Source organism: Pseudoalteromonas sp. QJM3NY_12 (assembly GCF_056173165.1).
The window spans coordinates 3,193,175-3,218,295 of record NZ_CM149661.1; the positions used below are offsets into that span (position 1 = coordinate 3,193,175).

The window sequence follows — 25,121 nt, forward strand, 5'->3', positions numbered from 1 at the left end:
TAATGAGGATCATCAGCGAATGAAACTCAGCCTAAGTGATTGGCTATTCCCCTCTTACTGTGTGTTATGTCAAAGTCAAATTCATAGCTCAATGGGACTGTGTCAATTTTGTTTAGATGACTTGCCATTGCTAGATTTGGCCGAGCATGACAATTTATTTTACCGCCCTGATATTGTAGAAATGTTTCCTAACTGCAACTTTGAAAAGCTGTTTGCCTGTGCTTTTTACCAGCCCCCTTTTGATTTATGGTTAAAGCAACTTAAATTTAATAATCAAATCCATTATAAAAAAGCACTACAGCAAGTCATAAAAAAACAACTTAGGGTTTTTATGACTAAACACCCTGCCGCTGTTGATGCATTTATAATTTTACCTTTACATAAAGCGCGCTTTTTAACGCGTGGGTTTAATCAAGTCACCCAAGTATGGCAGCCCTGTTTAGGGTCAAATAAAGTATTAAATAATGCGTTACTTCGCCATAAACACACCTCGGCACAATCACAATTAAGCAAAGCTAAAAGAGTTAAAAATTTACAGCAGGCTTTTTCATGCAAAATTAATTTAGAGGGAAAAACGGTAGTAATTATCGATGATATTATGACTACAGGAGCAACTCTTAATGCAGCCACCTTATCGTTAAAAGAAGCCGGCGCTAAACACGTATGGGCATTTACCACGTGCTTAACGCCACTTTAGGGCGTGTTAGTTTCCACTCACGCGAAAGGTGTGACCAAAAAATAAAGCATTACTTAATAATCGGCTGGTACCATACCAGTACCCTCTAAATACAGGGTTATCTGTCATCGCAATAACACTACCTCGACCATAAGAGTGTGCCATTAACGCTGCCCCACCAGCCACTTGCTCTACATTTATTGCATCAGTAAAACCAGCAAGTAGCGGCTGCTGTGTATAGGTAAGTATATTTACAAATGGTGCTTCAGAGGCTTCAAGTAGCCAAGTACTATTTTTAAATACGGGTAGTGTGTCACGCTTAAATGAAAACATTAGTGGGTGAGTTGTATCTACCTTGGTATTAAATATCGCACCTGCAATACGCTGACGACCTGCTAGGTGGTCTTTGTCTGCATACTTTAAACCTTGAGTATCAAATGCACTAGCCACATCTCTACGCGATAAGTAGCTTGCTTTTAATAGCTGTTGATCAGCTAAAAACTTAGCTCCGCCTTTGTGCCCCCAAATAACACCACCTTTCCTTACCCAGCTTTTTATAGCAACTTTATCGGAATCAGATAAAGTAGAATAATTACCATGTGGCAACACAATATGGCTGTAATTACTGAGCTCTAAAGACGCTAAACGCTCCATTTCAACAATGGTTGGCGCTACACCCACAAAACGGTCTAGGTAGTACCACACTTCACCCGCTTCATATTGGCTCACGCCTTTACCACCAACCAATAACACCTTAGGTGCAGAAACCACAGCCATAGAGCGAGACCCTAAATCAGCACCTTTACTAGTTAAACCGGTAGTAATTGGTTTAACTTCAATCCCAAACTGGCTTTGTGCTTGGTTTAACTTTGTCACCCAGTTGGTGTCAGTTTGAAGTCCTGCTGGAATAATAATACTACCTGCGTCAAAGTTTACTTCTGCATTGGTTGATACTGCTGTTAATGGTTTTAATGCAACACGAGCTTTAATGCCTTGCTGTAACAGACTATTGAGCATTTTGGGAGCTTGCATGTCATTCCATGCAAATCCATAGGCGTAATTTTTAGTCAATGACGCTAACTCTGGCTGCTTTGGTTTTTGCCAAGCTGTTTTTTCTACCTCTAATCCCCAGCGGCTGTTTACTTTAGCAAATGATAAATTAAACGCATGCGCTAATGTCCAACCCGACACATCGTAAAAGGTGTTATCGGCAAAGTTTTGTTGCTCACTAAAAATAGCTTTAACTAATCGATATTGTGGTTGCGCAAGCGGCACAAAATAACTATTAGCGGTAAAGTTTTTACCTTCAGCTTTTAGCCCTTCTTTCACTGGGTAGGCATTAATTTGATGTTGTTTAAGTATGCTTAAAAAATCGTTAGTACGGGTATGATCTTCATCTGCTTGAACAATATAGCCTTGATAGTCTTCATCTTTGGCAAGCTCAACTGCTTTGTTATAAAAGTTAGCTTGGTACTCTAGCAAAGCTTGGCGGTTATCAATCGCCGCTTTAAACGTTGATAAGCTCGTTAACAGTTGGTTTTTAATCGTAAACGCAAAAGTTAGCGGGCCATTGATCGTTTCTTGAATATGGCCACGAGAACTTGCTTGTTCAAATAAAATACCCACACCACCATTTACATCGGGGTAGGTAGAGCCTTTACCATAATAAAAGTCATCAAAGCTTTCTTCGGTGAAGTATAACGCGTTGTTTTCATCTAATGTTTTAGCGTGATAATTTGCAATCGCTTTGGTTAGACTTACATTTTCTTCAGGGGTAATTGGGTGTTTACGACTTGGGATACCCGGTTGAAAAAAGTAGCTACTATTTGGCCCCATTTCATGAAAGTCAGTTAAAATATTAGGCTTCCAATAATGAAACTTAGCAATCCTTGCGCGCGACTCTGGGTGCTGTAACAGCAACCAATCACGGTTTAAATCAAACCAATAATGGTTTGTTCGGCTGCTTGGCCAGCTCTCTACATGCTCTCGGGTTTGCGGATCTGACGATAAGTTCATTCCACGATTACTATTAGCCCAATTTGCGAAACGTGCTAAGCCGTCTGGGTTAAGCGACGGGTCGAGTAAAATAACCGCGTTGTTAAGTAGCTCATTTATTTCATTCCCTTGCGCTGCCGCTAGATAATAAGCGACTAGTAAAGCTGCATTACTACCTGATGATTCGTTCCCATGAACACTGTAACCCATCCATACAACACTTGGCTGCTCCGCTGTTTTATTGTTTGAATTATTTAGGCGAGCTAAGTGCGCTTGGCGAGTTTTTTCTATATTTTTTAATTTGTTAGCTGCAGTAATCGTTAGCATAACTAACGGGCGCTGCTCATGAGTACGGCCTATTACTTCAAAATTAATTCGATCGCTTTTTTGAGCTAAAATTTCCATGTAGCGAACAAGTTGGTCATGTCTCACATGCCACTCACCCACTTGATAACCCAGCACCTCTTGTGGTGTTGGTATGGTAGAATCGAATTCAACCTGTTGCTCAAAATAATAAGACAGGGGCTTTGCCATACTTGAAAAACTGGCTAGCACCACCATTATTGTTAATATGAAGCGCATATAAATCACTCTAAAAATGTTTGTTAATTGCACGCTACCATTGCTTAAAATAGATGCCAACTTTTTACGCTCAACACTAGCCGCAACACGATGAGCGGAGTATGATATGCAGTATCCGAGTAATTTAGTCAAGTATAGACGGTATTATGATTTCTATTTCCGAAACAGCGCAAGCGCATTTTGCTAAGCTATTAGCAGATCAATCTCAACAAACGAATATTCGTGTGTTTGTTGTTAACCCTGGTACATCACAAGCTGAGTGTGGTGTTTCTTATTGTCCAGAAGACGCGGTAGAAGAGAGCGATATTCGCCTAAATTTTAACGGCTTTGATGCGGTTGTTGATGCTGAAAGCGCGCCTTTTTTAGCCGAAGCTGAAATTGATTTTGTTACCGACAAAATGGGCACGCAGCTAACTCTTAAAGCACCTAATGCTAAAGCACGTAAACTAGGTGAAGATGCCAGCTTGAATGAGCGTGTGCAGCACATGCTAGAAACTGAAGTAAACCCACAACTTGCCAACCATGGCGGCCAAGTTAGCTTAGTAGAGATCACTGCAGCTGGTGTTGCTGTACTCCAGTTTGGTGGTGGTTGTAATGGGTGTTCTATGATCGATGTCACACTAAAAGAAGGCATTGAAAAAGAAATGATTGCTAAATTTGATGAGATCACAGGTGTGTCTGACATTACCGATCATGAAGCTGGCGAGCATTCTTACTACTAAGCATTAATCTATTATGCTAAAGCCACTTATTTACCGCTTAGGGAGTGACCCTAAGTTGAGTTTAAAGCGCTTTTTTCGCGGGCTAGCACTGTTTGTGCTAGCCGTGATATTTATCGCTGTGGGCTATTACAGCCATTACAGTTTACAAATTCTTGGCTTGGTTATTTTAGCCCCCGCTTTATTTTTTGCTTTTTGGGGCTATGCGGGTATTTTTGCTAACCGCTTTTCTCAAGTATTAAAAAATATCCCTTCCAAAAATAACGACCCCGATCTGTGGAAGTAACGGTTTATATCAACTCGCTTACTTAAGTAATTGATTGTTAGCTTTTAGTTGTTGATATTTAACGATAAGCGTAACGCCTCGCATAAGCATAAAACAACTCATAGCTAACCATAAACCATTGTTTTGCCAGTCCTGAAATAGCCAAAACACCCCAAAAAAGCCTACCATCGCTGAAAGCAACATACTGTTTCGCATCGCTTTAGCGCGAGTCAGACCAACAAAAATACCATCAAACAAAAAACAGCTCATAGCTAAAATAGGCAATGCAATTACCCAAGGTAAGTAGTGAATGGCCTCGTCAATAACCTCTGGTACATTCGTTAATAGCTTAATAATACTACTGCCAAATACTATAAAAAACACACTATATAAAATGCCAAATAACATACCCCAAAATACACTTATTTTTACCCATAGCCTTATCTTCTCAACACTTTGTTGACCCTTCGCTTGACCGACTTTGGCCTCGCTTGCATAGGCAATTCCATCAAGTGCAAAGCTAACTAACATTAAAAAATTGAGTAGGACGGCATTGGCAGCCAGTGTGGTTTCACCTAGGCGAGCAGCATAAAAGGTCATAAAGCTAAAGCATAACTGCAGCACTAAAGAACGAATAAAAATATCGCGGTTTAAGCTCAGAAGTCCTGCCATTTTTTCCACACTAAACCAATTTGCTACAGCCAAACTCATACCATGCTTTTTAGCAAGTTGAGCCACTAGCAATAAAGTAAACACAAGTGCAATATAGTCAGCGATAAGTGATGCCCACGCAGCCCCAGCAACCGCCCAATCAAGGTATACTACAAAATAAATATCGAGCACAATATTAGTAATGTTAGTGACTAAAAGTAAATAAAATGGCCCTCGTCCATAATGCACGCCCAACATCCAGCCTAGTAAAACTAAATTACATAGCGCTGCAGGGGCGCTAAAAATACGAATACTAAAATAGCGATAGGCTTCATTGAGCACATCACTATTGGCAGCAGATAAATAGGCAATAGCGTGTTTTATAAGGGGGGATAATAAAATCAGAATTAAAGCTGCGCTACTGGCCAATAACAAACTGCGTTTGAGTAAGGCTGCCAGCTGAGTTAAATCATTTTGACCATAAGCCTGCGCCACCAGCCCAGTGGTACTCATTCTTAAAAATCCAGCGAGCCAAAATAAAATAGAGATCACAGTTGAACCCAAAGCAATACCGGCTAAATAATGCGTGCTCCCCAAATGACCAATCACAGCCGTATCAACAATTCCTAACAACGGGACGGTAATATTTGATAATATCATCGGACCGGCTAACAACAACAAGCTTTTATGGTGTGCTTTATTATGTATAAGAAATTGTTTCATTTAGTACTATTATTCCTGATTTGTGGTTCTTTGCGCGCGCAAGCAGCTGTTATTCTACAGTATCATCACGTCAGTGAAACCCTTCCCGCTGTCACCAGCGTGAGTGCCAATACTTTTACTAAACACTTAAATTATTTAAAAGAGCATAACTTTAACGTTATTCCATTAAATGAGCTGATTAGTGCATTACAACAAGGTAAGGCTTTAGAGAACAAAACAATCGCGATTACCTTTGATGATGGTTACAACAATAATTACGACCAAGCTGCCCCTATCCTAGAGAAGTTTGGCTATCCGTACACTATTTTTGTAAACCCAAAACTCATTGATGAACAGGCGGGTTACGTTATGGGGTGGGATAAGCTCAGAGAACTTGCTAAAAAAGGAGCGCTTATTGCTAATCATAGTGCCGAGCATAACTACCTACATAAAAAGCGCAAGAATGAAACGCCTAGCCAATGGCGCGAACGCACTAAAAAAGACATTATTAGTTCTCAACAGCGCATCAAAGAGGAAATAGGTCACGATTACAAATACCTTGCCTATCCATACGGAGAGTTTAACAATCAACTGCAAGCACTCGTCACTGAATTAGGTTTTATTGGTATTGGCCAACACTCAGGAGCCGTTAATCAACACTCTAACTTTAGCCGCTTACCGCGCTTCCCTGCCTCTGGTTTTTATAGCAAGCTAGAGACGTTAATTACCAAGATAAATTCGACTGCCTTTACTATTAATAAGCTAACCTATGAAGATAGTGTAACTTCACAAAATCCACCATCACTCACTATAAAACTTAAGACAGACGACTTTCATAAGAGTCAATTTGCCTGTTATGTATCAAGCGTTGGTCAAGCTAATTTAGATTGGTTAGACGATAATACAGTTGAGGTAACATCGCCAAAGCAGCTTAATAAAGGCCGCTCACGCTTTAATTGTACTGCTCCGTCAATAAAACAAGCTGGCAGTTATTATTGGTTTTCGCAGCCTTGGGTGATCAACTAAGTTTTACTTTTTTATAACTTGATTTAATAACCGCTGGGTCATTTTCTCCAGCGGTACCACTTCATTTGCTGCCCCCATATCAATAGCAGCTTTAGGCATACCCCATACCACTGACGAAAACTCATCTTGCGCAAGCGTGTATGCTCCTTGTTGCTTTAATGCGAGTAATCCCTTTGCACCATCACTTCCCATACCGGTTAATAGTGTGGCAACAATATGTTTTGCACCAATTTCCAGTAATGAGTCAAATAAAACATCCACCGCGGGTTTATGTCTATTAACAGCTTCTCCATCATCAAGCTGACAATACAAAGCACTACCTTGTTTATTAATTCGTAAATGAAGCCCACCTGGGGCTATATAAGCGCAACCTGCTAGCAATTTATCACCTTGCTGGGCTTCTTTTACGTTAATAGTACAAGTACGCTGCATCCGCTCTGCAAATGAGGTGCTGAATACGGGAGGAATATGCTGAGTAATTACAATTGGAGGGCAATTTTTGGGCATACGTATAAGCACTTCTTTTATCGCCTCGGTTCCCCCTGTTGACGCACCAATCGCTATCACTTTATTTACTAAAAATTCGGCATTAGTGGGGATAGGCTCTGCTACAGTACTATTTTTTTTGTGGCCTCGAACCCGCGCACTGGCCGCTACTCTTACTTTTTGCTGAACAATATCAGCATATTGGCTCATTTGTTGTTTAACATTAACTACTGGCTTTGCAATAAAATCAACCGCCCCCAGTTCAAGCGCTTCAAGGGTGATAGGTGAGCCTTTTTGAGTAAGAGTGGAAATCATTACTACGGGCATAGGCCTTAAGCGCATTAAGTTTTTTAAAAAGCTAATGCCGTCCATTTTTGGCATTTCAACATCCAGTGTTAGTACATCCGGATTATGCTTTTTGATCATCTCTCTGGCTTCGTATGGGTCTTGTGCACAGCCCACTACCACAATGTCTTTTGCCTGTTGCAGTATCTCTGTCAGTAATTGCCTGATCAGTGCCGAGTCATCAATTATTAATACTCTAATCATAGCCATCCTTAAAACAGTTCTATATCCGTGGCTTTAGTTTGCTGTTCAAGATTATGTAAGTAACGCACTTCACGTTTTTCAATAGTGTTATTATGTAAATTTCTTAGCTTTTTAACCTGTACTTTTCCATTATGAGGATTAAAAAATATTTTGCGCGGCCAAGGTCCGCCCATATCATGCGCCACTAAGTTTAGCGCTTCTTCTGCTATATATGCATTGGCAAAACTGATATTGCCAATACCAATATCTGTCATTGCGCTAATTATTTTGCCTCCCCCAAACAGTTTTACTTTTAAGTTTGCCCGAGAAGCGCCATTTTTAAGCACTTCATTAATTAAATATTCCATAGCCCAGTTACCATAACGACAATTTAAACTATGCGCTTGGTCAATTCGTTCACCTTTTTGAATAGGTAGCATAAAGTGATTGATCCCGCCTATGCCTAGCTTATCGTCGTAAACACAAGCAGCAATGCACGATCCGAGCACGGTAGTGATCAGCTCATCGTTTTTAGAAACATAAAATTCACCTGGCAATACCTTAGCGACCACTTGATCTCGCGTGGCATCCCAATAGCGTTTAATATGCTCAAATCCCGCTAATACTGGCTTAAATTGTGTTTGCATGGGCTACTTTTTGATACATGGTTTTCCCTAAGTTTTTAAATAAGACATGCTCTTTTCCCATGGTTTCTGAATGCCCTAAAAATAAATAACCTTGGTTATTTAAAATATCGGCATAACGGTTAAAAAGCTGATCCTTTGTCTCTTTATCAAAGTAAATCACTACATTTCTGCACAAGATCAAATCAAATGGACCCTTCATAGGCCAATCTTGGAGTAAGTTTAAACGCTTAAATGAAATACATTGCTGTAGCTTGGGTTTCACTTTATAACTTTGACCGTCTTTGCTAGTTAAAAACCAGCGCTTGAGCAGTGCATCATCCAATCCATTCACATTTGCCGCAGTATAAATACCGCTCTGAGCTTTAGCTAATACATTAGAATCAAGATCAGTTGCTAAAATTTTCACATCCCAATCACTTGGAAAAGCCCCTTGTAACGTCATAGCTAAACTGTAGGGCTCTTCACCGGTAGAGCAGCCAGCAGACCAAATGCGAACGCGCTTAGTCTGTTTATTTGTTTTTAACAGCGTTGGTATAAACTGCTCTTTTATAAACTCAAAGTGATGAATTTCACGAAAAAAAGAGGTTAGATTGGTAGTAATGGCATTAATAAATGCATCAAACTCCTGATCCTTATGATTTTTTAAGTAATCTAGGTAACTAGAAAAGTTTGTTAATTTACGCTCACGAATTCGCCTTGCTAATCGTGAGTAAACCATTTCACGCTTATGCTCTCCAAGCACAATACCACAAGCGTTATACACTAAATGAGCCACTTCCTTAAAATCGCTATCCGTTAATAAAAACTCTTTCATTATGCACTCTCAAATAAATATAAAGATAGATTCAAACTAACCTCATTGTTTGAACCATCTAAAATAGGGTTAAAACTCCTCCCACTCTTCAGCTGAGTCTACAAAGTTTTCACCTTTGCTTTTGTTATTAACAAAGCTATTTTCTTGCTTATGCGTTATTTCAGGGGTGCGAATGGTGGGCGATACCACCGCCATATCTTGCTGCCCTAGTGAAAAGAAGTGCAGTAAACGGCGCATTTCATTAGCCTGCTCTGCCATAGATTCACCTGCAGCCGATGCCTCTTCAACCAATGCCGCATTTTGCTGAGTCATTTCATCCATTTGCGATACAGCTTTATTTACTTGCTCAATCCCTGCACTTTGCTCTTCAGAGGCCTGAGTTATATCAGCTATCATTTGTGTCACACGTTTCACCGACACCACAATCTCCTGTAACGTCACACCTGATTCATTTACAAGAGCGCTACCATCAGCAACTTTGCCAACACTATCTCTAATTAACTCTTTAATTTCTTTAGCTGCACCAGCTGAGCGCTGAGCTAAGTTACGCACTTCACCCGCAACAACCGCAAAACCTCGGCCTTGCTCACCTGCTCTTGCAGCTTCTACAGCAGCATTGAGAGCTAGTAGGTTTGTTTGGAATGCTATTTCGTCTATTACACCTATGATGTCAGCAATTTTTTTACTCGATTCATTAATTGCAGACATACTGGTTACGGCCTTATTCACAACCTCGCCACCTTGAACTGCTTTATCACAGGTTTCTTCAGCTAAGTCATTAGCCACCTTGGCATTATCAGCATTTTGACGAACCGTACTGGTCATCTCTTCCATACTAGAAGCCGTCTCCTCTAATGATGATGCTTGCTCCTCTGTGCGCTGACTTAGATCAGCATTACCTTGTGAAATCTCTTCTGCTCCACTGGCCACCAAAGTGGCTGATGTGTTAATTCGATTAATAACCTCAGTTAGCTTATCTGCTGTCGCATTTGCATCTGTTTTCAGTTTTTCAAACGAGCCGTGATACTGTTTTTCGATCCGTTTAGATAAATCACCAGTAGCCATGGCATCAAGCATATTGCCTGTATCAGTTACCGCTTCGTCAACCACTTTAACTAAACTATTAAGACCTTGAGCTAAACGTAGGAAAAAGCCATCCTTTCCTTGCTCAACCACACGGCTATTTAACTCTCCTTTACTTGCGGCACTGACCAGCTGAGCAACCTCTTTTTCTATGGCTACTTCTGCTGTTCTGTCTTCCCATTCAACTACAGTTCCAATTCGCTCATCGTCTGGCGTAATAATTGGGTTAGCAACTAAGCCAAAGGTTCTGCCTCCCACTTTAATTTCAGTGTTGTAGGTATCCGTTAACTTAGCCAACATATTTTGCTGATGGGCTGGATTTTTATGAAATATATCAATATTTTGATTCAGTAGATTTTTGCTATCAAAGTTAGGTAAATCAATGCGTATATCATTTTGAGCATTGCTCATCATATTTTTCACCGCGTCATTCATATAAACAATCACATTCGATGCATCTGCAATCATAGTGTTTGTTGCTACAGTGTCTAACGCTCGGCGAACACGTAAGTTCTCCTGTGCTCTGGCACGCTCTGCATCGGCCTTAAATACTTCATCAGTAATATCTTGCCACTCAACAATTGTTCCCAAGCGCTCTCCTTCTTCGTTAAACCATGGCGAAGCAATTAAATCAAAAATAAGACCAGCTAATTTAAGTGTCGCTTTATGGGGCGCATCTAATTTTTTTAATAGCTCGCGCTGATGCGCTGGATGTTGATGAAAATCATCAACACATGTGCCGATTAAGTCACTTACAGCAAAGTTAGGTAATACCGATTGCAAATCTCTTTCGCGTGCTTTTAGCATTTGCTTAACTTGTTCGTTGACAAAAATAATGTTTAAGTCATTATCAGCAATCATCACATTCGCTTGGCATACTTTTAGGGCGCTGGCTAAGTCGGCAGTTTTTTTAGAGGTTTTTTCTAGTTCTTTTTGTTCGCTAATGTCCGTTGCGTATTTTATGATTTTTATTAATTTTCCGTCCATATCATAAATGGGATTGTAAGAAGCATTAATCCAAATTTCACGGCCTTGTTTATCAAATCGTAAATACTCACCTCGGTCGTATTCACCTCTACCCAGTTTGGCCCAAAAAGTTTGATAATCCGCACTATTTGCATACTCAGGTGCAACAAATAAACGATGGTGCTTACCCTGTATTTCATCAAGTTGGTAGCCAAACGTGGCTAAAAAGTTCTTGTTGGCATTAATCACTGTGCCATCTAAGTCAAACTCGATTACCGCTTGCGACTTATTTATTGCTGCAACTTGTCCGGCCGCTTCGGCTGCCTTTAATTTTTGCAAAGTGATCTCAGTAGCAAACTTAATCACTTTAATTACTTGCCCCTGAGAGTCTATAACAGGGTTATACGTGGCTTGTATCCATACTTCTTTACCATTTTTTCCAAACCGCTTAAATTCATCTGAAATAAATTCACCCGCGCTCAATCGCTGCCAAAACTGATGGTACTCATCGCTTTTCGCTTCGCTAGGACTAACAAATAAAGAGTGGTGCTGACCTTGAACCTCAGCAAGTGAGTAATCCATTACACGAAGAAAATTAACATTGGCAGTAATTATTCTTCCATTAGGCTCAAATTCAATTATTGCTAATGATTTATGCAATGCATTTATGATCAAATCATTGCTTGATTTAGACTGTTTTGAATTACTAAACCATCCCATGCTTATCACCACCTTTAAGTTATTTACTTTATTTAGTTACTGTTACCGCTAAATATCCATGGTTGCTGGCAAATCAATTAGGGCGACCATTTTTTCGCCTACATTGACTAACCCTGCTACATATTCACTCTCATTAGTTTGGGTTAAACTCGGCACAGCTTTAGCATCTTGCTCTGCAATGCTATAAACATCAGCCACTGCATCTACCGTAATACCCATTACTTTACTTTCTTGCTCAAACTCTACTTTTACAATAATCACTACTGTTAATGGCCCATAGGCGATAGTGGGTAAGCCAAACCTTAAGCGTAAATCAATAATGGGCACTATAGTGCCGCGTAAATTAATAACGCCTTTTACATAATCTGGGGCATTTGGCAGTGCGGTTATGTCTTCCCAGCTGCGGATTTCTTGCACCGTTAATATATCTACTCCGTATTCTTCTTCAGCCATAATAAAGGTAAGAAACTGCTTAATCCCTTCTTTGCGCTGCAGCTCAATATTGCTATTTAATGCTATTGATTCAGAGAACATGAATCCTCCAGAGTAGCTGATGGTTCAATACTCAATGCTTGGCTGCCAGGCTTTTTTAACCCTGAAAGCTTAATCAAACCGCTAATATCTAAAATTAACGAAACGCGACCATCACCTAAAATAGTTGCCCCAGAAACTCCGTCCACTTTGTGGTAATTAGCCTCCAAGCTTTTTATAACCACCTGTTGTTGTGAAAGTAAATCGTCAACGAGCACCCCTACTTTTTGATTATCGTTTTCCACCACAACCAATAAGGTCTTATCTAATGATTCAATCGCATCTTGATGGTTAAAAATCTCGTATAAACGCAGAATAGGAATGTATTCATCACGTAATCTGAGGACATCTAGGTCTTTCCCAACACGGCTTACTTTTGCAATATCAATTTGCAGCGATTCTACAATCGAGATCAGTGGAATAATGTAAGTATGCTTGGCTACTTTAACCAATTGCCCATCTAAAATAGCCAAAGTAAGCGGCAGCCGAATAGTAAAGGTAGAACCAATTCCAGCAGCGGATGTCACTTCTACCGAGCCATTTAATGATTGGATATTGCGTTTCACCACGTCCATACCCACACCCCGGCCAGATAAGTCACTTACTTCATCAGCAGTAGAAAACCCTGGCATGAATATAAGTTCGTTAATTTCATCATCTGTTAACTCGCTATCGCTAGCAATAAGTTCGTTGGCAATCGCTTTTTCTTTAATCTTTTGGGTGTTAAGGCCTTGGCCATCGTCCATAATTTCAATGACGATATTTCCTCCCTGATGAAAAGCATTTAATGTAACCTTACCCACAGGATCTTTACCTGCTGCAATACGCTTTTCAACAGTTTCAATACCATGATCCAGTGAGTTTCTTACTAAATGCACCATAGGATCAGATATTTTTTCCATCACAGTTTTATCTAACTCGGTTTGCTCTCCGATCAGCTTTAGCTCCACCTCTTTATTGAGCTTTTGAGCAATATCACGCACCAAACGTGGAAAGCGACTAAACACAAAATTAATTGGCAGCATACGAATACGCATCACGTTTTCTTGTAAGTCTCGAGTATTATGCGCTAGTTGTGCTAATCCCTCTTGAAGCGAGGTTACTGCAGTAGCTGTCATTTCCTGTTCGCTAAGCTGATTTAACATTGCTTGGGTAATAACTAACTCGCCCACCATATTAATTAATGAGTCAACCTTATCGATACCAACTCGAATAGAGGTTGATTCTGGTGCAGCTTTTGCGCTGGGCGCATTGGCAACTGCCTTTGCTTTATTTGCTTTGGGTTGCTCAGCAATTTTGGGAGCTTCCTCCACAACAACCGATTCGTTAATTACTTCTTCTGATCCGGCTTTAGCATCATTAAATAAGCCACCGCATAGCTCAATTTTAATATCTGCATCATCTTCAACCCATTCAAAAATCTCTTTAATGGCTTGCTCATCTCGCTCAGTGTTTAAGAAAAACCGCCAATATAAAAAGCACTCATCGCTGGATAATTCTTTAATATCAGGTATGGCATCGGTGAATACCTGTACTTCTAACTCACCAAGCTCGGCTAATTCGCTGATCATAAACAAAGGTTCATTACCGGTTTTAAATAGATGAAAATGTGGCTTAAAATCAATCTGGTAAGTATTAACTATAACCTGTTCATGATGTGTTTCTTCACCTTGCTCTTCACCAGCTGGCATACCTAGTAATTTCTCGAACTGCTCTCGTAAAGTATCTGCTTGGGCTAAATCTGGTTCTTCCTGTACCTTTAGCGAACTTAGCAAAGCCCTTAAGCAATCCACTGATTTAAGTAATAAATTAATGTGCTCGCTAGTTATATTGCGCTCACCTTCACGAATTTGATCCAGTAATGTTTCTAATACATGGGTAAAATTTGCAATTGAGTTGAACCCAAAAGTAGCACTGCCCCCTTTTATTGAATGAGCAGCTCTAAATATAGTATTAATGGTTTCTAAGTCTTCTTCGCCTGGCACTAAGTTGAGTAATTCAGTCTCCATTATATCGAGGCCTTCAAAACTCTCTTCAAAGAACACTTCAAAAAACTGGCTTAAATCAATACTCACAGTGCACTCCTAAGTTAACGGATTACTTTTTTTAGCACGGCTAATAGCTGATCTGGATTAAAAGGTTTTACAATCCACCCTGTTGCCCCTGCAGCTTTACCTTCTACTTTTTTATCCATCCCCGACTCCGTAGTTAACATAAGCAGCGGTGTAAACTTGTAATCTGGTAGCCCTCTTAGCTCTCTAATAAGCGTTATCCCATCCATAATTGGCATGTTTACATCAGAAATAACTGCATCAAAACCTTGTTGCTTGGCAATGGCTAATGCCTCGCTGCCATCTTTGGCTTCGGTAACATCAAACCCTGCTGTTTTTAACGTAAAGCTCACCATTTGGCGCATTGATGCAGAATCATCGACAGCTAAAATTCTTTTCATATAAACCTCTAGTTAGTACTTTCTGAAGCTAAATATTCACTTAAACCGAGTTGTTCAATGACATTTTTTAATGCGTCACTGCTGCCAACCCAGGCAATTTTTTGATTGATAGTAAGAAGGTGTTTTTGTAGGGCACAAAGAAGTTGAACCGAGGCGGTATCAGCAGACATAACATCGCTAATATCTAGACAAATATCTCGGCTGTTATTAAGTTCGCTTAATAAATCTTGATGTAAAACGTCAACTTGAACAATTGAAAGTTCATTTGGTAGTTTAAGCATTTTTAAGCTTTTCCTTATCAACTCGATCCATACCAAAAGCTTAGACCGAGATAAAGAAAACGCCATAAAAACAACCAAAAAATAACCAATTAATTAAAATTAGCTGTTAAAAAACGTAAAAAGGGGCACAAAGCCCCTCTAAAATCGTTAAGTCATTAAAAGCTAGTTTTTGTAAAAATCTGCAATTTCAATAAATTCTGCCGTTAATTTTGTAGTATTAACCAAAGGCACATCTCCTTGTTTAAATTCAGGCTTAAAAATAGCTCTTAGTGCGCCACTGCCATCAACAAGTGCAACCGATGCACTATGATCCACCGCGTAGTCAGATTCATCACTATCACTAATTGCATAAATTAATCCCAACTCACGTACAAATGGAAATAGGTCTTTATGCTCCCCAGATACAGCTAAAAAGTCAGGGTTAAAATAATCTATGTACTCTTTACGCCTTTGAGCAATATCTCGTTTAGGATCAACAGATATAAACCACACCTGCAGGGGATAATTAGCTTGTAAGTTTTTATAGACATTGTTGAGCTTAGCAAGCGTCATTGGACAAATATCAGGGCAGCTTGTGTAGCCTAGAAAAACTAAGTTCCATTGACCCAAAAACTGCTGTTTGGTTACTAACTCCCCCTGTTGATCATTCAACGAAAAATCAGATAACGGTTTTGCTGTTTCGTACACTAATGCATCAAGATCCTGTAAACTTTTTTTATCACCACATGCCGATAAAAAAAGCACCGAAAAAACAATTAACCCACACCATAACTGCTTCATATAACTAGCCATTTATCTATAAATAAGATAACAAAGAGTATCATTAAATGAACAATCGAAAAACGAAATAAATCCATTGCGGTGTCTTCTTTAGCGGCAAATTTTAAGTTAATTGCTTTGTATATAAATACCACATTGAGGATACATGCCCCGCTTAAATAAATAAGCCCCGACATACCTATCAAATAAGGGAGTACGCACACAATGGCTAATAGCACTGAGTATGCGAGCACACAGGTTTTACAAAATTCGATTCCATGGGTCACAGGTAACATAGGGATTTTAGCGCGTTCGTAATCACTTTTACGCGCGATTGCTAACGCCCAAAAATGCGGAGGAGTCCATGTGAATATAATCATAACCAACAACCAAGGAGCGGCTGCCATTTGATTGGTTTCAGACACCCAACCAAGTAAAGGAGGCATGGCGCCAGCCAAACCACCAATCACTATATTTTGTGGCGTGGCGCGTTTTAAAAACGACGTATAAATAAATGCGTAACCTACAAGTGCAAATAAAGTAAGTATGGCAGTGAGTGTATTTGCCCACAACATCAACATAATAAACCCTGCCACGCCAATAACAGCAGCAAAACTCAATGCGTGTAATTTACTTAAGCGCCCTTTGGCGACTGGGCGGTGGCGTGTACGTGCCATTTTACTATCAATTTCACTATCAACCACATGATTGATAACGGCAGCTGCCGCAGAGAGTAAACCAATCCCTAATAAACTTATGAACTGAACCCCAATGCCTCTACCAACGTCAGGGGCGAGAGCCAAGCCCACCCATGCCGTTAACACCAACATAGCCACCACTTTAAATTTACTGATTGCTAAATAATCTTGGATTAAATGATAACTTTTAGTCAATAACGATGGGCTATAAACGGGCTGCATTGCTTTTTTGTTAATTGTAAGTGCCATAACGATTCCCCTTTAGGTACGGACTTTTAGGTAATAACATAACCTAACCATAGTTAATAACAGTATGGCAGCCATTAAGTTATGCGCCAGCGCAACACTGATCGGAAAGTGAAAATATACTACAGCTAACCCCAACGCTATCTGGCAAAATAACGCTACCAACACACTCACTGTGCAGCTTTTGATTTTTTGTGAATAGGCATGGCTGTATATTCGCCACATAACGAGTGCCAACACAATACAAGTGACCAATGCCCACATACGATGCAGTAAATGAATAGACATACGCGCTTGTTGTGATAACACGCCAAACTCATAATTACTGTGCTCTAACGGTAACTGAAAAACACTACTGAGCGAAAACGGCTGAGCATAGCTACATAGTGGCAAACCATTACAATGTGGCGCGGCATAATTAGCCGCTAGCCAGCCACCTAGAGCGATTTGTAAAATAAGTACCGTGAGCGCCACCAAGCTTAGTTTAAAGTGAGGTTTTGCACCTGCGTCCCCACCCGTAATAGGCTGACTGGTCAGCCTTAAGTACAACAACGTTAATAACGCCAAAATGCTAAACCCTCCGAGTAAATGCCCCATCACAATTAACGGCTGCAGGTTCATAGTCACCGTCCACATACCTAGCGCGGCCTGAAAAATAACAAGCAAAAGCAGTAGCATCGGTAATTTTACAGGCGTAGTTGGATACTGGCGTTTTACAAAAGCCAAAATAAACAACACTAAAATTAATACTCCGAGCGTGCCAGCAAAATAGCGATGAATCATTTCTTTCCATGCTTTTGCTGTTTCAAATATCATATCGGGGTAGCTTTGAATCGCATGCGCAATCTCAGCTTCATGTTTTGGTACGGTTAAAAAGCCATAACAACCAGGCCAATCGGGACAACCAAGCCCTGCGTCACTTAACCGCGTATATGCGCCTAGAGCCACCACAACTAATGCGAATAAACTCGTTGCTAATACCAAATTTTTATAGTTTTTATACATAGCAGCCTCTACTTAGCTTGAACGAGAGTAATTAAGTAATTTTTTTAGATCTTTCAATAATCCCTTTTGTATCAAACGGTTTTCTTGTGGTTGAGGATTAAATGGATATTCCAGCACAATCAGTCCCATATGGTCGATTAAATATAAACTCGCGGGTTTTAATTGCTGTTGTTCAGCAATCATATGCCAATGCGGCTTCGCAGCTTTGGGTTTCCCCATTATCGCCATATCTACTTTGTGTTGATTTTTGCCAAGGGCAACATATAAATTATCTAAAGCAGCGAGCTGCTCCGAGCAAGGCTCTTCGCATTGTGCTGAATAATTTAAAGCAATGGTCCATTGCTTTGGATTATGCTGCTGCCAATTGTCTAGCTTAATTTCACGCTCTAAAAATTCACCATGGTTAGTAATTGCTGTAGGTAGCCAATCTAGTTTTAACGCGCTGTAAGCCAGCACTAAAGGGATAGCGCAGCATACAACAAAGAGCAACAGGGGTTTATTTTTCATTATCTATCCTCTTCTTGCTTGCAAAAATAGCAACTACCACACAGGCAATCGCAATCAAAAACCACTGCACTGAGTAGGCATAATGTTTTTCTGGACTCATCACAACAGCTTCATAATGGGGGGCCGCAATCTCATCTTCACCGCCTTGGCGATAGGCCATAAAATCCACTAAAGTTCGCTGGGATTGGCTACTGAGTGATTGCAGATCAATGATTTGAATTCGTTTAGCTAAATCTGACTGAGTATTGCTATTAGCTAAGGTAAAGCCACTTAAATTATCTTCTTTAATTTGTGCCGTTAACGTAAATTTACCACTAGGTATTGTCACGTTTGGTAGGATTTCTCTTGAACTGCCAGCTTTTACCCAGCCTAAATTAACTAATAAAAAGCGCGAATCATCAGCTAATTTTAATAATGCCAGTAAGTCGTAACCAACCTGACCATTATAAATTTGGTTATCGAGCAGCCAATAATTATTGGTATCAAAATAACCACTCAACGAAACTAATACCCCGGTTTTATTCCACTCTTTTGGCAGTTGTTGCAACTGTACCCAGCTCATAACTCCTTGCTGTTGAATATTTTCAATGGCATTAAGCTGTTGTTGCTTTTGATCTGCGCGCTGTAATTGCCAAAACCCTAAACGCACACAAACTAATACCACAATAACAACCAGGCAAACTGTGATTATTGAGCTAAGCTTTTGTTTGTTAAATACAACTAACTGCATAAGGGTAAATCCAGTGATTATTAAAATTATTATTGTTCTACTGTTATTATTTATATTGTTTAATTTATTTCGTGCTTTATTTATTATGGTCTCGGGAAAAACCAATGGACGCCCCATGTCTCACTTTTTAGGGCGTCGAGTGTTATTTTCTGTTGTGGTATTAGTGATGGTAATTGTCGCACTAAAGCTCGGTTTAATTACGGCAAATCAATCACCTTTGCCCACTACAGTACATATACAAAAACAAACAAACATAGCCAAACAACATCAACAAAATGCCAGTACCACGCCGCAGCTTGAAACGCGAAGTGCTTATTTTTTGTAAAGTGGCCTTTTAAAATCCGTAGGAAAACGATTAATAAAATAATGGTACCTAAGGTGACATGCATACCGTGAAAACCGGTTAGCAAAAAGAAGGTATTACCGTAAATTCCCGCATCAAGGGTTAAATTAAGGTCATTATAAGCATAAATATATTCTTCTACTTGGAGCCCTAAAAAGCATACTCCCAGCAAAATAGTTACGCCTAAAAACACCTTAAGTGGAGTACGTTTGTTATTTTCCATCGCTACATGAGCAAAATGCAGAGTTACCGACGAAGCTAATAAAATAAGGGTATTTATCAGTGGTAACCCTTGCCAGCCCATTGCTTGCGTAGAGGTGCCCCCAGGGGTATTTAACAATGGCCACACAGCCTCAAAAGTAGGCCATAACACTTCGTTAGTCATGGCGTTGTTATCGGCGCCTCCAAGCCAAGGCACAGAAAACATGCGGGCATAAAAAAGGGCCCCAAAAAAGGCCATAAAAAACATGACTTCTGAAAAAATAAACCAGCTCATACCTTGTCTAAATGAGCGATCCATTTGGGCAGAATATAAACCTTGATGCGACTCTTCAATCACATTTTTAAACCAGCTAAACAGCATATAAAGCAATACGGCAATACCCACATACAGTAAGTAAACACCACTGCCTCCCTCTTTACCCATATCCATAACTGTTAAGGCTGCCCCTACCGCAATAAAAAATAGCGCCACCGCGCCAACTATTGGCCATGGGCTTTGATCAGGTACGTAATAATGTTCATATTTTTGATTCATTTCATTTGCTCCTAGTTTTTCACTAGTTTTATAAGCTAGTTATTACTGGCTACTAACTTCTCGCTAATATCAAATACGGTATAAGACAGAGTTAACTCCTCCACATCACTAGGTAACTCAGTATCAACATAAAAAAGTAATTTAAACTCTAACTCCTCGCCAGCCTTCAAAGGTTGCTGGTCAAAGCAAAAACACGCTATTTTGTGTAAATACTTAGCCGCTTTACCCGGCGCTACCGAGGGTATCGCTTGCATCACTTTGTCTTCATTACTGTTGTTTTTAGCGCTAAACATAACCTCACGCATAGCCCCTGGTTTTACATCTACACTGTATTCTTTAGATTTAACCTCAAAAGGCGCACCACTTTGGGCATGCGTGGTAAAACTAACGCTGACTTCCCTATTCTCATTAACCAAGGTACTTTGCTGTGCTTGCTCTAACGAGGGCTTACCATTAAGCCCGGTTATATCGCAAAACACGTCATATAAAGGCACCATGGCAAATGCAAAAGCAAACATTGCAATGCAAATAATCACCAGCTTTTTTAATAACGGCAAGTGAGTCATTATTTAATGTCCGGCGGCGTTGAGAACGTATGATATGGCGCAGGTGAATCAACGTCCCATTCAAGCCCTTCTGCCCCATCCCAAACTTTTGCAGGCACTTTATCGCCCCCTTTTGCACATTTATACACAACAACAACGAACAGTAATTGCGATAAACCAAAGGCAAACCCACCTATACTAATAATGGCGTTAAAGTCAGCAAACTGCAGTGCATAATCTGGAATTCGACGTGGCATACCGGCTAACCCCACAAAATGCATTGGGAAAAACAGCACATTTACACTTACCAAGGACAACCAAAAATGCCATTTTGCTAAGGTAATATTGAACATATTTCCGGTCCATTTTGGCAGCCAATAATAAGCCCCCGCCATAATAGAAAATACCGCGCCCGTCACCAGCACATAATGGAAGTGTGCAACTACAAAGTAGGTGTCGTGGTATTGAAAATCAGCAGGTGTGATCGCCAACATCAATCCCGAAAAGCCACCTAAAGTAAACAGCACAATAAATGCGATACTAAACAGCATGGGCACTTCAAAGCTAATAGAGCCACGCCACATAGTTGCTACCCAGTTAAATACTTTTACGCCGGTAGGTACCGATATCAACATAGTCGCGTACATAAAAAACAACTCACCCGCCACGGGCATACCTGTGGTAAACATGTGATGCGCCCACACAATAAAGCTCAACAAGGCAATCGAGGAAGTGGCGTACACCATAGAAGCATAACCAAATAGTTTTTTACGTGAAAAAGTAGGCACAATCGTAGAGATAATGCCAAAGGCAGGCAAAATCATAATATAAACTTCAGGATGACCAAAAAACCAAAAAATATGCTGGAACATTACCGGATCACCACCACCAGCGGCATCAAAGAAGCTGGTCGCAAAGTATTTATCGGTGAGTACCATAGTAACTGCACCAGCAAGTACCGGCATTACTGCAATAAGTAAAAAAGCCGTGATCAGCCATGTCCACACAAATAACGGCAGTTTCATCCACGTCATACCCGGAGCACGCATATTCACTATGGTGACCACCACATTAATGGCACCCATAATCGAACTGATACCCATTATATGTACCGCAAATACAAACATTGCTGTGTTGTCGTTACTATAAGTGGTGGAAAGCGGAGCGTAAAAGGTCCACCCAAATGCAGGACCGCCACCAGGCATAAACAATGACGCTAACAAAATCAAAAACGCAAATGGTAAAATCCAGAAGCTCCAGTTGTTCATTCTCGGTAATGCCATATCTGGCGCACCAATCATTAACGGAATCATCCAGTTTGCCAATCCAGTAAATGCAGGCATTACTGCACCAAACACCATGATTAAACCGTGCACTGTGGTCATTTGATTAAAAAAGTGAGGATCAACCAATTGTAAACCCGGCTGAAATAACTCAGCCCGAATAACCATGGCCATTGCTCCACCAATCAAAAACATGGTGAGAGAAAAAATTAAATATAAGCTTCCGATATCTTTATGGTTGGTTGTAAATAACCAGCGCTTAAAGCCTGTTGCAGGTTGATGGCCATGATGAGCCTCATTGGAATTAGGTTGTTCTGCAATGCTACTCATTATTTAGCCTCCCCATCAGCATCCAGTGCCGCTTGTATTTCGCTTGGTTGAATTACCTCTCCGGTGTCATTACCCCATGCGTTACGCTTATAAGTAATAACGGCTGCTATCTGCTTAATAGATAATTGCTTTGCGAAAGACTGCATCGCTGTACCTGGTTTACCATGAAGCAAGATATCGATATGACCTTTGATATCACCTATAACTATTGGGCTGCCTTTAAGTGCTGGAAAGACACCCGGCAAACCTAAACCTGTAGGTTGATGACACGCTGCACAGCTCGCCATATAAACTTGCTCACCAAGAGCCATCAGCTCCTCTTTTGGTACCACTTGATCTAATAACGCAGCGTCTGCTTCAGCCGCTTTTTGTTTAGCTTGTTTAGCTTCTGCCAACCACGTTTTGAAGTCTTCTTCTGTTTTTGCTTCTACCACAACAGGCATGAAGCCATGATCTTTACCACACAGCTCTGCACACTGCCCGCGGTAAGTACCTACTTCATTAATATTGGTCCATGTTTCGTTAATAAACCCAGGGTTTGCATCTTTTTTAACTGCAAAATCAGGTACCCACCATGAGTGAATTACATCATCTGAAGTCATTAAAAAACGTACTTTTTGATTAATCGGTAGCACCAGCGGCTTATCTACTTCGAGTAAATAATTCGGGTTTTTATCGGCAAGATTCGTTATCTCATTTTGAGGAGTCGCTAACATTGAATAAAACTCAACGTCCTCCCCCATATACTCGTAATGCCACTTCCACTGTGATCCAGTAATTTTTATAGTGATATCAGCTTTGCTGGCATCCTCCATGGCGATTAACGTTTTAGTCGCAGGAATGGCCATAACAATTAAGATGATAAAAGGAATGGCAGTCCAGAGTATTTCTACTTTGGTACTTTCATGAAACTGGGCAGGGACAGCCCCTTTAGACTTGCGATGATGGATGAGTGCCCAAAACATAATGGCAAACACGATCACCCCAATCACACAACATATTAAAAATATGGTCATGTGCAGTTGATATACATTATTACTTATATCAGTTACGCCTTTACGCATATTATATTGGCTATTAGCAAGCACATTTTGCGAAAAAACTAACAATATAAGCCACAAGGAAGAACTCAGCTTACCCATGTGACGGCTCCTTTGATGCTATTGCTGACGCAAAGCGAAGAGGCATACGGCTTAAACGCCCATTCGTTATTTTTATTTTTTATAAGGGTGCTGGAGTTACTAAATGTGTGTGCTCAAAACGATTAGGCTGTGAGTTATTTTTATTCCAGCTCTTTAATAACTAGTTAAAAAATAAACAATAAGCAAGGTGAGCATGAAAAATAAACAAGAGGTTACTTAAAAAAGTGCAGCAAAAAAATAGTAACTAATGAGGTAATTAATCCCAGAGTCAGAGTTGGTAAGGGGTAGCTTGAATAACAGCGGAAAAAATATAAAATTTTATGATTTAAAAATAACTAGGGTCTGTTGACCTTTGCGGATTAAAATTTGTTCAAACTAGGGGCGGTTTAATCGCGGCGCGAGGTTTGTAACCTAGTGGGCTAAGTCAAAACCGAGCAACAAAGAGTAAATCGCCCCTAGGCAGAATCCTTCGGGCAGCGCCTGTTTGGCATTGATGCTGCGTTATCGCCTATTTATGGGGAATAACCACACCACATAGGCTCTGTCTTGCCTAAATACCAAACAGACTGCTGCAAATTCAACCTTGAAAGGTCAACAGACCCTAAAATAAATTTGTTTATAAAATATTTAGCGATTTTTAAAAATAACAAAAAGCGATTCACAAGCAATATCGTACAAAAATAATGCATGTAAAAACAGCGCCTAATCAATATTAAGCGCTAGGTTATGCTTAACTATCACATCCAATCAGCGTTACGAATAACACCCACCGCTAAACCTTCAATATTGAAAGATTCATTTTCCAAATCAACTTCAATGGCTGAAAACTCGTCATTTTCAGCATGCAGTAATACTTTTCTGCCGGCTTTTTCTAGACGTTTAACCGTAACATCATCATCCACTCGAGCAACAACAACCTGACCATTTTCAGCTACTTGAGTTTTATGTACAGCGAGTAAGTCGCCATCCATAATGCCAATATCTTTCATACTCATGCCGTTAACGCGCAGTAAAAAATCAGCCGCAGGTTTAAACATTAAAGGGTCAATTTTACAGTGGCTTTCTACATGCTGTTGCGCCAATATTGGCTCACCCGCAGCAACTCGACCAATTAAAGGTAAGCCCAGTTGCTCTGGCTCTTCTTCTTCAACAAGCTGAATGCCCCGACTCGCGCCCGGCTTCATTTTAATCACACCTTTTTTAGCCAGTGCTTTTAAATGTTCTTCTGCAGCATTCGCACTTTTAAAACCCAGTGTTTGTGCAATTTCGGCACGTGTAGGAGGCATACCAGTATCTTTAATAAACACTTTGATAAGTTCGAGTATTTGCGCTTGGCGTTTCGTTAATGGTCGCATACAACTGGTTTTCCATACAGTACAATTAACTGTGAGTATATACAGTTATTTTAAAATCGCAAATATAAATTAAGTTAGCTCCACTGATAATAATTAGCTTATCGCACTAAGAATATAACCCGCTCTTAACTACTTAAAATTATTTTTGCACTGATTAGGGTCTGTTGACCTTTCAAGATTGAATTTGCAGCAGTCTGTTTGGTATTTAGGCAAGGCTGCGCCTATGTGATGTGGTTATTCCCCATAAATAGGCGGTAACGTAGCATCAATGCAAACAGGCGCTGCCCTTCGAGTTCT

At 40.2% G+C, this 25,121-nt stretch carries 25 protein-coding genes; 5 read left to right on the forward strand and 20 right to left on the reverse strand.

The genetic code is table 11. From position 1 onward, the window contains the following. Nucleotides 1-19: 19 nt before the first annotated feature. Nucleotides 20-697: a ComF family protein gene (locus AC0VZ5_RS14940; protein WP_010392416.1), complete on the forward strand. Its 678-nt coding sequence runs from the start codon at nucleotides 20-22 to the stop codon at nucleotides 695-697. A 6-nt stretch (nucleotides 698-703) separates the two neighbouring features. Here the strand turns inward: AC0VZ5_RS14940 and AC0VZ5_RS14945 are convergent, their stop codons facing one another. After that, nucleotides 704-3,253, reverse strand: a complete 2,550-nt coding sequence (locus AC0VZ5_RS14945) for a M14 metallopeptidase family protein (RefSeq protein ID WP_475473484.1) — start codon at nucleotides 3,251-3,253, stop codon at nucleotides 704-706. 146 nt (nucleotides 3,254-3,399) lie between these two features. Here AC0VZ5_RS14945 and nfuA point away from each other — a divergent pair, with 146 nt between their 5' ends. Both nfuA and AC0VZ5_RS14955 read left to right on the forward strand, forming a co-directional pair. Beyond that, nucleotides 3,400-3,975, forward strand: a complete 576-nt coding sequence (gene nfuA / locus AC0VZ5_RS14950; protein WP_008465569.1) for a Fe-S biogenesis protein NfuA — start codon at nucleotides 3,400-3,402, stop codon at nucleotides 3,973-3,975. Nucleotides 3,976-3,988: 13 nt separating this feature from the next. Then, nucleotides 3,989-4,258 (forward strand): hypothetical protein, encoded by a 270-nt coding sequence (locus tag AC0VZ5_RS14955; protein ID WP_475473486.1) that lies wholly within the window; start codon nucleotides 3,989-3,991, stop codon nucleotides 4,256-4,258. Between the two features lie 18 nt (nucleotides 4,259-4,276). On the opposite strand, the gene AC0VZ5_RS14960 is transcribed toward AC0VZ5_RS14955, so the two are convergent. Continuing rightward, nucleotides 4,277-5,611, reverse strand: coding sequence for an MATE family efflux transporter (locus AC0VZ5_RS14960; protein ID WP_475473488.1), 1,335 nt, complete (start codon nucleotides 5,609-5,611; stop codon nucleotides 4,277-4,279). Here AC0VZ5_RS14960 and AC0VZ5_RS14965 point away from each other — a divergent pair. Continuing rightward, a complete protein-coding gene (locus AC0VZ5_RS14965) occupies nucleotides 5,591-6,616 on the forward strand; it encodes a polysaccharide deacetylase family protein (protein ID WP_475473490.1) in 1,026 nt (341 codons plus the stop codon). The genes AC0VZ5_RS14960 and AC0VZ5_RS14965 overlap by 21 nt on opposite strands. Before the next feature lie 3 nt (nucleotides 6,617-6,619). On the opposite strand, the gene AC0VZ5_RS14970 is transcribed toward AC0VZ5_RS14965, so the two are convergent. The 13 genes from AC0VZ5_RS14970 to AC0VZ5_RS15030 form a co-directional block, all read right to left on the reverse strand. Next, the gene (locus AC0VZ5_RS14970) at nucleotides 6,620-7,651 is read right to left on the reverse strand and encodes a protein-glutamate methylesterase/protein-glutamine glutaminase (protein ID WP_138608340.1); all 1,032 of its coding nucleotides are present in this window, start codon (nucleotides 7,649-7,651) and stop codon (nucleotides 6,620-6,622) included. Nucleotides 7,652-7,659: 8 nt separating this feature from the next. After that, complete coding sequence (gene cheD / locus AC0VZ5_RS14975; RefSeq protein WP_138608343.1) at nucleotides 7,660-8,277, reverse strand: chemoreceptor glutamine deamidase CheD; 618 nt, start codon at nucleotides 8,275-8,277, stop codon at nucleotides 7,660-7,662. Beyond that, entirely contained in the window at nucleotides 8,261-9,091 is an 831-nt protein-coding gene (locus tag AC0VZ5_RS14980) for a CheR family methyltransferase (protein ID WP_131691797.1), read from the reverse strand. The genes cheD and AC0VZ5_RS14980 overlap by 17 nt, the downstream gene beginning before the upstream one ends. Nucleotides 9,092-9,160: 69 nt before the next feature. Continuing rightward, nucleotides 9,161-11,860, reverse strand: a complete 2,700-nt coding sequence (locus AC0VZ5_RS14985; RefSeq protein ID WP_138608345.1) for a methyl-accepting chemotaxis protein — start codon at nucleotides 11,858-11,860, stop codon at nucleotides 9,161-9,163. A gap of 48 nt (nucleotides 11,861-11,908) precedes the next feature. Next, on the reverse strand, nucleotides 11,909-12,394 hold the full coding sequence (locus tag AC0VZ5_RS14990; RefSeq protein ID WP_138608347.1) for a chemotaxis protein CheW: 486 nt from the start codon (nucleotides 12,392-12,394) through the stop codon (nucleotides 11,909-11,911). Continuing rightward, the gene (locus AC0VZ5_RS14995; protein WP_464710849.1) at nucleotides 12,376-14,466 is read right to left on the reverse strand and encodes a chemotaxis protein CheA; all 2,091 of its coding nucleotides are present in this window, start codon (nucleotides 14,464-14,466) and stop codon (nucleotides 12,376-12,378) included. Before AC0VZ5_RS14995 ends, AC0VZ5_RS14990 begins: the two co-directional genes overlap by 19 nt. Nucleotides 14,467-14,480: 14 nt before the next feature. Further along, nucleotides 14,481-14,843, reverse strand: coding sequence for a response regulator (locus tag AC0VZ5_RS15000; RefSeq protein WP_008115349.1), 363 nt, complete (start codon nucleotides 14,841-14,843; stop codon nucleotides 14,481-14,483). 8 nt (nucleotides 14,844-14,851) lie between these two features. Further along, nucleotides 14,852-15,124, reverse strand: a complete 273-nt coding sequence (locus tag AC0VZ5_RS15005) for an STAS domain-containing protein (protein ID WP_138608351.1) — start codon at nucleotides 15,122-15,124, stop codon at nucleotides 14,852-14,854. 162 nt (nucleotides 15,125-15,286) lie between these two features. Continuing rightward, a complete protein-coding gene (locus AC0VZ5_RS15010) occupies nucleotides 15,287-15,904 on the reverse strand; it encodes an SCO family protein (protein WP_178956739.1) in 618 nt (205 codons plus the stop codon). Continuing rightward, nucleotides 15,901-16,830, reverse strand: a complete 930-nt coding sequence (gene cyoE / locus AC0VZ5_RS15015) for a heme o synthase (protein WP_475473495.1) — start codon at nucleotides 16,828-16,830, stop codon at nucleotides 15,901-15,903. Before cyoE ends, AC0VZ5_RS15010 begins: the two co-directional genes overlap by 4 nt. 12 nt (nucleotides 16,831-16,842) lie before the next feature. Continuing rightward, nucleotides 16,843-17,832, reverse strand: coding sequence for a COX15/CtaA family protein (locus tag AC0VZ5_RS15020; protein ID WP_054202824.1), 990 nt, complete (start codon nucleotides 17,830-17,832; stop codon nucleotides 16,843-16,845). A gap of 12 nt (nucleotides 17,833-17,844) precedes the next feature. Continuing rightward, nucleotides 17,845-18,339, reverse strand: a complete 495-nt coding sequence (locus AC0VZ5_RS15025; protein WP_054202823.1) for a hypothetical protein — start codon at nucleotides 18,337-18,339, stop codon at nucleotides 17,845-17,847. Beyond that, nucleotides 18,329-19,069 (reverse strand): SURF1 family protein, encoded by a 741-nt coding sequence (locus AC0VZ5_RS15030; protein ID WP_475473497.1) that lies wholly within the window; start codon nucleotides 19,067-19,069, stop codon nucleotides 18,329-18,331. The genes AC0VZ5_RS15025 and AC0VZ5_RS15030 overlap by 11 nt, the downstream gene beginning before the upstream one ends. 13 nt (nucleotides 19,070-19,082) lie before the next feature. Here AC0VZ5_RS15030 and AC0VZ5_RS15035 point away from each other — a divergent pair, with 13 nt between their 5' ends. After that, the gene (locus tag AC0VZ5_RS15035) at nucleotides 19,083-19,394 is read left to right on the forward strand and encodes a DUF2909 family protein (RefSeq protein WP_475473499.1); all 312 of its coding nucleotides are present in this window, start codon (nucleotides 19,083-19,085) and stop codon (nucleotides 19,392-19,394) included. Here AC0VZ5_RS15035 and AC0VZ5_RS15040 read toward each other — a convergent pair. From AC0VZ5_RS15040 to lexA, 5 genes are all read right to left on the reverse strand, one after another. Continuing rightward, nucleotides 19,294-20,169: a cytochrome c oxidase subunit 3 gene (locus tag AC0VZ5_RS15040; protein WP_010392387.1), complete on the reverse strand. Its 876-nt coding sequence runs from the start codon at nucleotides 20,167-20,169 to the stop codon at nucleotides 19,294-19,296. The two genes, AC0VZ5_RS15035 and AC0VZ5_RS15040, sit on opposite strands and share 101 nt — an antisense overlap. A gap of 35 nt (nucleotides 20,170-20,204) precedes the next feature. Beyond that, a complete protein-coding gene (locus tag AC0VZ5_RS15045) occupies nucleotides 20,205-20,735 on the reverse strand; it encodes a cytochrome c oxidase assembly protein (RefSeq protein ID WP_464710842.1) in 531 nt (176 codons plus the stop codon). Beyond that, nucleotides 20,735-22,327: a cytochrome c oxidase subunit I gene (gene ctaD / locus AC0VZ5_RS15050; protein WP_290167391.1), complete on the reverse strand. Its 1,593-nt coding sequence runs from the start codon at nucleotides 22,325-22,327 to the stop codon at nucleotides 20,735-20,737. The genes AC0VZ5_RS15045 and ctaD overlap by 1 nt, the downstream gene beginning before the upstream one ends. Then, a complete protein-coding gene (coxB, locus tag AC0VZ5_RS15055) occupies nucleotides 22,327-23,469 on the reverse strand; it encodes a cytochrome c oxidase subunit II (RefSeq protein ID WP_475473502.1) in 1,143 nt (380 codons plus the stop codon). Before coxB ends, ctaD begins: the two co-directional genes overlap by 1 nt. Before the next feature lie 737 nt (nucleotides 23,470-24,206). Continuing rightward, nucleotides 24,207-24,824 carry a transcriptional repressor LexA gene (gene lexA / locus AC0VZ5_RS15060; RefSeq protein ID WP_010392379.1) on the reverse strand — a complete coding sequence of 206 codons (618 nt, stop codon included), beginning with the start codon at nucleotides 24,822-24,824 and terminating at the stop codon, nucleotides 24,207-24,209. Between the last annotated feature and the right edge of the window lie 297 nt (nucleotides 24,825-25,121).

Bases quoted from the DNA above. Each gene is read 5' to 3' on its own strand.
- AC0VZ5_RS14940 (WP_010392416.1), top strand. From the start codon at position 20: ATGAAACTCAGCCTAAGTGATTGGCTATTCCCCTCTTACTGTGTGTTA.
- AC0VZ5_RS14980 (WP_131691797.1), bottom strand. From the start codon at position 9,091: ATGAAAGAGTTTTTATTAACGGATAGCGATTTTAAGGAAGTGGCTCAT.
- ctaD (WP_290167391.1), bottom strand. From the start codon at position 22,327: ATGAGTAGCATTGCAGAACAACCTAATTCCAATGAGGCTCATCATGGC.
- AC0VZ5_RS14990 (WP_138608347.1), bottom strand. From the start codon at position 12,394: ATGTTCTCTGAATCAATAGCATTAAATAGCAATATTGAGCTGCAGCGC.
- AC0VZ5_RS15025 (WP_054202823.1), bottom strand. From the start codon at position 18,339: ATGAAAAATAAACCCCTGTTGCTCTTTGTTGTATGCTGCGCTATCCCT.
- AC0VZ5_RS15030 (WP_475473497.1), bottom strand. From the start codon at position 19,069: ATGCAGTTAGTTGTATTTAACAAACAAAAGCTTAGCTCAATAATCACA.
- AC0VZ5_RS14965 (WP_475473490.1), top strand. From the start codon at position 5,591: ATGTATAAGAAATTGTTTCATTTAGTACTATTATTCCTGATTTGTGGT.
- AC0VZ5_RS15040 (WP_010392387.1), bottom strand. From the start codon at position 20,169: ATGAATCAAAAATATGAACATTATTACGTACCTGATCAAAGCCCATGG.
- AC0VZ5_RS14985 (WP_138608345.1), bottom strand. From the start codon at position 11,860: ATGGGATGGTTTAGTAATTCAAAACAGTCTAAATCAAGCAATGATTTG.
- AC0VZ5_RS14955 (WP_475473486.1), top strand. From the start codon at position 3,989: ATGCTAAAGCCACTTATTTACCGCTTAGGGAGTGACCCTAAGTTGAGT.
- AC0VZ5_RS15010 (WP_178956739.1), bottom strand. From the start codon at position 15,904: ATGAAGCAGTTATGGTGTGGGTTAATTGTTTTTTCGGTGCTTTTTTTA.
- cheD (WP_138608343.1), bottom strand. From the start codon at position 8,277: ATGCAAACACAATTTAAGCCAGTATTAGCGGGATTTGAGCATATTAAA.
- nfuA (WP_008465569.1), top strand. From the start codon at position 3,400: ATGATTTCTATTTCCGAAACAGCGCAAGCGCATTTTGCTAAGCTATTA.
- lexA (WP_010392379.1), bottom strand. From the start codon at position 24,824: ATGCGACCATTAACGAAACGCCAAGCGCAAATACTCGAACTTATCAAA.
- AC0VZ5_RS14945 (WP_475473484.1), bottom strand. From the start codon at position 3,253: ATGCGCTTCATATTAACAATAATGGTGGTGCTAGCCAGTTTTTCAAGT.
- AC0VZ5_RS15045 (WP_464710842.1), bottom strand. From the start codon at position 20,735: ATGACTCACTTGCCGTTATTAAAAAAGCTGGTGATTATTTGCATTGCA.
- AC0VZ5_RS15000 (WP_008115349.1), bottom strand. From the start codon at position 14,843: ATGAAAAGAATTTTAGCTGTCGATGATTCTGCATCAATGCGCCAAATG.
- coxB (WP_475473502.1), bottom strand. From the start codon at position 23,469: ATGGGTAAGCTGAGTTCTTCCTTGTGGCTTATATTGTTAGTTTTTTCG.
- AC0VZ5_RS15020 (WP_054202824.1), bottom strand. From the start codon at position 17,832: ATGTATAAAAACTATAAAAATTTGGTATTAGCAACGAGTTTATTCGCA.
- AC0VZ5_RS15005 (WP_138608351.1), bottom strand. From the start codon at position 15,124: ATGCTTAAACTACCAAATGAACTTTCAATTGTTCAAGTTGACGTTTTA.
- AC0VZ5_RS14960 (WP_475473488.1), bottom strand. From the start codon at position 5,611: ATGAAACAATTTCTTATACATAATAAAGCACACCATAAAAGCTTGTTG.
- AC0VZ5_RS14970 (WP_138608340.1), bottom strand. From the start codon at position 7,651: ATGATTAGAGTATTAATAATTGATGACTCGGCACTGATCAGGCAATTA.
- cyoE (WP_475473495.1), bottom strand. From the start codon at position 16,830: ATGGCACTTACAATTAACAAAAAAGCAATGCAGCCCGTTTATAGCCCA.